Below are 5,397 nucleotides of genomic sequence, written 5' to 3'. Positions count from 1 at the left end.
CCGCGGGCCACGAAGAAGGCCGGCGACTTCCCCGCCCGCAAAGATCAACCCCGTGTCGTCCACGTCACCCGCCGCATCCAACTCCACTGCCTCCGACAGCGGTCACCGACCTAACGCAAGGCCATTGCCCCCAAGCCGGGGACGGCTGTCAGAGCGACCACACCATCCGTTGTTACCCAACTCAGCCACGACGACGGGCGTGCCGGTGAGTGGGACAGGACGACGCACACGACGGCAACGGCCGAAAGGGTGTGACCATGGCTCCGACAACGGCCGCGATCGTCGGCCCCGGGAACATCGGTACCGACCTGCTGGCGAAACTGCGCCGCAGCGCGGTGGTCGGCGTCAGGTACATGGTGGGTGTGGTGGAGTCCGACGGGCTCGCCAGGGCCCGCGAGCACGGGCTGGCGGCGAGCGCGGAGGGTGTGGACTGGCTGCTGCGCCAGGACCCGCTGCCCGAGATCGTGTTCGAGGCGACCTCGGCGCAGGCGCACCGGGCGAACGCGCCCCGCTACGCCGAGGCGGGCATCCAGGCCGTGGACCTCACCCCGGCGCACCTGGGGCCGATGGTGTGCCCGCCGGTGAACCTGCGCGACCACATCGCGGCCCCGAACGTCTCGATGATCACCTGCGGCGGCCAGGCGACGATCCCGATGGTGCACGCGGTGTCGCGGGTGACTCCGGTGCCGTACGTGGAGATCGTCGCGTCGGTGGCGTCGCGAGGGGCCGGCCCGGGCACCCGCGCGAACATCGACGAGTTCACGCACACGACCGGGCAGGCCGTCGCCGAGATCGGCGGGGCGGCCCGCGGGAAGGCGATCATCATCCTCAACCCGGTGGAGCCACCGATGATCATGTGGGACACCGTGTTCTGCATGATCGGCCCGGACGCCGACCGGGAGGCGATCATCCGGTCCGTGCACGAGATGGTGGACGAGGTGCAGCAGTACGTGCCCGGCTACACGTTGCGAGCCGAACCGCAGTTCGACGACCCGCAGCCGTCCTGGGAGGGCAACGGCCGCGTGGCGGTCTTCCTCGAGGTGAAGGGCAACGGCGACTACCTGCCGCCCTACGCCGGCAACCTCGACATCATGACGGCCGCCGCCGCCCGGGTGGGCGAGCTGATGGCGCTCGCGAAGCAGGAGGTGGCGGGCATGAGTGAGCTCGCGAGCGAATCATCGATACAGCGCCTTCGCGAAGCGGCGACCGAGCGCAGCGAGGGAGTGCGATGAGTCGGCCCGAGCTCGTCCACGACGTCTGGATCACCGACACCTCGCTGCGGGACGGCTCGCACGCGATGGCGCACCAGTTCACCGAGGCCCAGGTGCGCGACACGGTGCGCGCGCTGGACGCGGCCGGCGTCGAGGTCATCGAGGTGACCCACGGCGACGGGCTCGGCGGCAGCTCGTTCAACTACGGGTTCTCCCACACCGACGAGATGAAGCTGATCGCGGCGGCGCGCGAGGAGGCGCAGCGGGCGAAGATCGCGGTGCTGCTCGTCCCCGGCATCGGCACGGCCGACGACCTGCGCCGGGCGCGGGACGCCGGCGCCGACATGGTGCGCGTCGCCACCCACTGCACGGAGGCCGACGTCTCCCCCCAGCACTTCGGCCTGGCGCGGGAGCTGGGCATGGAGACCGTCGGGTTCCTGATGATGGCGCACCGGACGCCGCCCGAGGAGCTGGCGAAGCAGGCCCGGATCATGGTCGACGCCGGGTGCCAGTGCCCGTACGTGACGGACTCCGCGGGCGCGTTGCTGATGCACGAGGCGAAGGCGCGGTTCGAGGCGCTGGTCGCCGAGGTCGGGGACGAGGCGTGGGTGGGCTACCACGGGCACCAGAACATGAGCCTGGGCGTGGCCAACTCGGTGCTGGCCCACGAGGCCGGGGTGCGCTACATCGACGGGTCGCTGTGCGCGCTGGGCGCCGGTGCGGGCAACTCGCCCACCGAGGTGCTCGCCGCGGTGTTCGACCGGCTGCACGTCGACACCGGGCTCGATGTGCCCTGCTCGCCGCCGCCGAGGTCGTGGTGCGCCCGTACCTGCACCGGTGGCCGAAGATGGACCGCAACGCGGTCGTGCAGGGCTGGGCCGGGGTGTACTCGTCGTTCCTGCTGCACGCCGAGCGGGCCGCCGAGCGGTACGGGGTGCCCGCGCACGAGATCCTGCGCCGCTGCGGCGAGCTCGGCTACGTCGGCGGCCAGGAGGACATGATCATCGACGTCGCGATCCAGCTGGCCGCCGGCCGCTGAGCGGAGCTTCCGGAGCGAACGTCGTCGCTGACCGCGCCACTGCACACCCCGCCCGTGAGGAGACCCATGAGTACGGATCGAACCGAGATGCCGCGGGCGGCGTCGGACGTCGGACGCTGGGACGTCGAGACCGACGTGCTCGTCGTCGGGTACGGCTGCGCGGGAGCCTCCGCCGCGTTCGAGGCCGCGCGGGCGGGCGCCGAGGTGGTGGTGCTGGAGCGGGCGAGCGCCGGGGGAGGGTCCTCCGCGCTGGCGGGCGGCGAGATCTACCTCGGTGGCGGCACCTCGGTGCAGCGGGCCTGCGGGTTCGACGACGACGCCGAGGAGATGGCGAAGTTCCTGATGGCGGCGCTCGGTCCGGACGCCGACCGGGCGAAGGTCACGCTCTACGCCGAGCAGAGCGTGTCCCACTTCGAGTGGCTGGTCGAGCGGGGCGTCCCGTTCAAGCCGAGCCTGTGGGACTCCCCGACCTGGGTGCCACCCACCGACGACGGTCTGATGTGGATGGGCGAGAACAGCTGGCCGTTCACGGAGATCGCGACACCGGCGCCGCGCGGGCACCGGCCCACGTCGAACGACTTCGGCGGGTGGCTGCTGATGGAGCGGCTCACGACGGCGGTGGCGGCGGTCGGCGCCGACGTGCGGTGCGACAGCTACGTGACGAACCTGGTGGTGGGCCCCGGGGGCGAGGTCGTCGGGGCCGTGGCGCGCCGGTACGGCACCGAGTACACGGTCCGGGCCCGCCGCGGCGTGGTGCTCACGACCGGCGGCTTCGTCGACAACGAGGAGATGCTGGCGCTGCACGCCCCGCAGCTGGTCGGGCACGACAAGAACAGCGACGGCTCCGACGACGGGCGCGGCATCCTCATGGCGCAGGCCGTCGGCGCGGCGGTCAAGCACATGTCGGCCGGGCAGATCGGGATCTCGCTGATCCCCGGCATGATCGCCCGCGGCATGATCGTGAACGGGCAGGGGCAGCGCTTCGTCAACGAGGACACCTATCCGGGCCTCGTCGGGCAGGCGGCGCTCTACCGGCAGGGCATGGACGTCTGGGTGATCGTCGACGAGCAGGGCTACGACGACGTCCCGGAGCCGGAGCGGTGGGGGGTGCGCCCGCACCACGTGGCCGGGACACCGGAGGAGCTCGCCGACCTCATCGGCATCCCGCCGTCCGGGCTGCGCACCACGATCGACCTGTACAACGAGCACGCCGCCCGCGGTGAGGACCCGTTCTTCCGCAAGTCCGCCCGCTGGCTGCGCCCGCTCACCCCGCCGTTCGCGGCGATCGACGTGCGGATGGGGCTTCGCCCGCCGTCCGAAGCGGGGAGCGGGCGCAGCAGCGGCGCATCCGTGTTCACCCTCGGCGGCCTGCACACGACCGTCGACGGCGAGGTGCTCGACCTGGACGCCCGCCCCGTCCCGGGCCTGTTCGCCGCCGGCCGGGCGACCTCCGGCCTGCACTCCTGGGGCTACATCAGCGGTACCTCGCTCGGAGACGGCACCTTCTTCGGCCGCCGCGCCGGGCTGGCCGCCGCCCGGACCATTCACTAACCCGACGAGAGGACACATGACCATGCCATCGACCGACGCCATCGCCGACGCCGTCGCCCGCTACCTGAAGGCCGTGGCGGACGGAACGGCCGAGGACATCGCGGCCTGCTACGCCGAGGACGCGACCCTCGAGGACCCGGTGGGCAGCGAGCCGCGCCGCGGCCGCGCCGCCATCCGCGAGTTCTACGCGGCGATCGAGGGGGCGCAGCGGCACACGGAGCTGTTGGCCCTCCGCGTCGCCGGCGCAAGTGCGGCCTTCCACTTCCTGGTGCGCACGGAGCTGGGCGACCAGACCGTCGAGATCGAGCCGATCGACGTCATGACCTTCGACGAGGACGCGCGGATCACGAGCATGCGGGCGTTCTGGAACAGCGGCGACGTGCGCATGGTGGCGTGACCACACCGGAGGAGGTGTTCGCCGGTGGCGTCGCCGTCATCACCGGCGCCGGCGCGGGGATCGGGGAGGGCCTCGCCCTGCACGCGGCGCTCCGCCTGGGGATGACGGTGGCGGTGGCCGATGTCGACGGGTCGGCCGCCGAGCGGGTCGCCGCCCGCATCACGGCCGACGGTGGGCGGGCGCTCGCCCACGCCGTCGACGTGCGGGACCCGGCGGCGATGGAACGGCTCGCCGAGCGGGTGGCGGCCGGCGCCGGGCCGGTCCGGCTGCTGGTCAACAACGCCGGGGTGGAGCAGTTCGGGTACCTGTGGGACACCCCGGTCGCGAACTGGCACCGGCTCGTCGACATCAACGTCAACGGGGTGTTCCACGGGCTGCGCGCCTTTTTGCCGCGGATGATTGCGAACCCGGGCCGCAGCGTGGTGCTGAACATGTCCTCGGTCGGCGGGGTCGCGGCGGTGCCGCTGCAGGCCGCGTACGTCATGAGCAAGCACGCCGTGCTCGCGCTCACCGAGTCGCTGCACCTGGAGCTCGCGGCGGTCGGGGCGAACGTGGGGGCGCACGCCGTGCTGCCCGGGGTGGTCGCGTCGGACATCTTCGCCAGTGCACGCGGTGTCGACGGCGGCGACACCGGGGCGGCCGAGCGCGCACGCGATGGACGAGCTCCGGGAGCACGGGATCACCCCGGCGGAGGCCGCCGAGGCGATCTTCGACCAGGCGGCCCGCGGCGAGTTCTACGTCCTCACCCAGCCCGAGGTCGTGCTGCAGGCGATGGCGGGCCGGGCCGAGCAGCTGGCGAACCGGGCGGCACCGCGCCCGCACCGCAGCCGCTTCCGCCCGGCCGCCGGATGACCCACCTCAGAGGTGGGTACCGCCGTCGATGCGGATCTCCGTGCCGGTGATGTAGGAGCCGTCGTCGGACGCCGCCATCGCGACGACCGACGCCACCTTCTCCGGGCTGCCCATCTGCGCGCCGTCGAGCACCGGCTGGAGCTTCGCGAACAGCGACCAGTCGGTGTCCGCCGGGAGCTGCGCCGGGACGCCGGTCGAGAGGGGCGTGGTGATGCCGCCGCAGGGCCCCGGCGTTCTGATCATTTAGGTGTTACGTCCGGTTTTGTCCGGTTGGCTCGCCCTGGTCAGTGCGGGAGACGAGGGGGCTGAGTTGCCAGGCGAGCGCGGCTCCTGATGATCTTTCAGGT

The 5,397-nt window shown here is 72.4% G+C and carries 5 protein-coding genes and 1 pseudogene; 5 read left to right on the top strand and 1 reads right to left on the bottom strand.

The features are described from left to right. The first annotated feature begins 257 nt into the window (after window positions 1–257). The 5 genes and pseudogenes from KME75_RS39775 to KME75_RS39755 all read left to right on the top strand — a co-directional run bounded on the left by KME75_RS39775 (window position 258) and on the right by KME75_RS39755 (window position 5,100). A complete protein-coding gene (locus tag KME75_RS39775) occupies window positions 258–1,232 on the top strand; it encodes an acetaldehyde dehydrogenase (acetylating) (protein ID WP_219420165.1) in 975 nt (324 codons plus the stop codon). Beyond that, window positions 1,229–2,250 (top strand): annotated as a pseudogene (gene dmpG, locus KME75_RS39770) (4-hydroxy-2-oxovalerate aldolase). Before KME75_RS39775 ends, dmpG begins: the two are co-directional and overlap by 4 nt. Before the next feature lie 66 nt (window positions 2,251–2,316). After that, on the top strand, window positions 2,317–3,801 hold the full coding sequence (locus KME75_RS39765) for an FAD-dependent oxidoreductase (protein WP_219420164.1): 1,485 nt from the start codon (window positions 2,317–2,319) through the stop codon (window positions 3,799–3,801). A 16-nt stretch (window positions 3,802–3,817) separates the two neighbouring features. After that, window positions 3,818–4,198 (top strand): nuclear transport factor 2 family protein, encoded by a 381-nt coding sequence (locus KME75_RS39760; RefSeq protein WP_246633725.1) that lies wholly within the window; start codon window positions 3,818–3,820, stop codon window positions 4,196–4,198. After that, window positions 4,195–5,100 (top strand): SDR family NAD(P)-dependent oxidoreductase, encoded by a 906-nt coding sequence (locus tag KME75_RS39755; protein ID WP_219420163.1) that lies wholly within the window; start codon window positions 4,195–4,197, stop codon window positions 5,098–5,100. The genes KME75_RS39760 and KME75_RS39755 overlap by 4 nt, the downstream gene beginning before the upstream one ends. On the opposite strand, the gene KME75_RS39750 is transcribed toward KME75_RS39755, so the two are convergent. Continuing rightward, complete coding sequence (locus tag KME75_RS39750) at window positions 5,057–5,293, bottom strand: SDR family oxidoreductase (RefSeq protein WP_219420162.1); 237 nt, start codon at window positions 5,291–5,293, stop codon at window positions 5,057–5,059. The two genes, KME75_RS39755 and KME75_RS39750, sit on opposite strands and share 44 nt — an antisense overlap. Between the last annotated feature and the right edge of the window lie 104 nt (window positions 5,294–5,397).

The sequence above is a fragment of the Pseudonocardia nigra genome, assembly GCF_019396355.1.
Classification (GTDB): Bacteria; Actinomycetota; Actinomycetes; order Mycobacteriales; family Pseudonocardiaceae; genus Pseudonocardia; species Pseudonocardia nigra.
The sequence above is the reverse complement of the archived record's forward strand: the minus strand, read 5'-3'. Positions and strand labels throughout refer to the sequence as shown.

Bases quoted from the DNA above. Each gene is read 5' to 3' on its own strand.
- KME75_RS39760 (WP_246633725.1), top strand. From the start codon at position 3,818: ATGACCATGCCATCGACCGACGCCATCGCCGACGCCGTCGCCCGCTAC.
- KME75_RS39750 (WP_219420162.1), bottom strand. From the start codon at position 5,293: ATGATCAGAACGCCGGGGCCCTGCGGCGGCATCACCACGCCCCTCTCG.
- KME75_RS39765 (WP_219420164.1), top strand. From the start codon at position 2,317: ATGAGTACGGATCGAACCGAGATGCCGCGGGCGGCGTCGGACGTCGGA.
- KME75_RS39775 (WP_219420165.1), top strand. From the start codon at position 258: ATGGCTCCGACAACGGCCGCGATCGTCGGCCCCGGGAACATCGGTACC.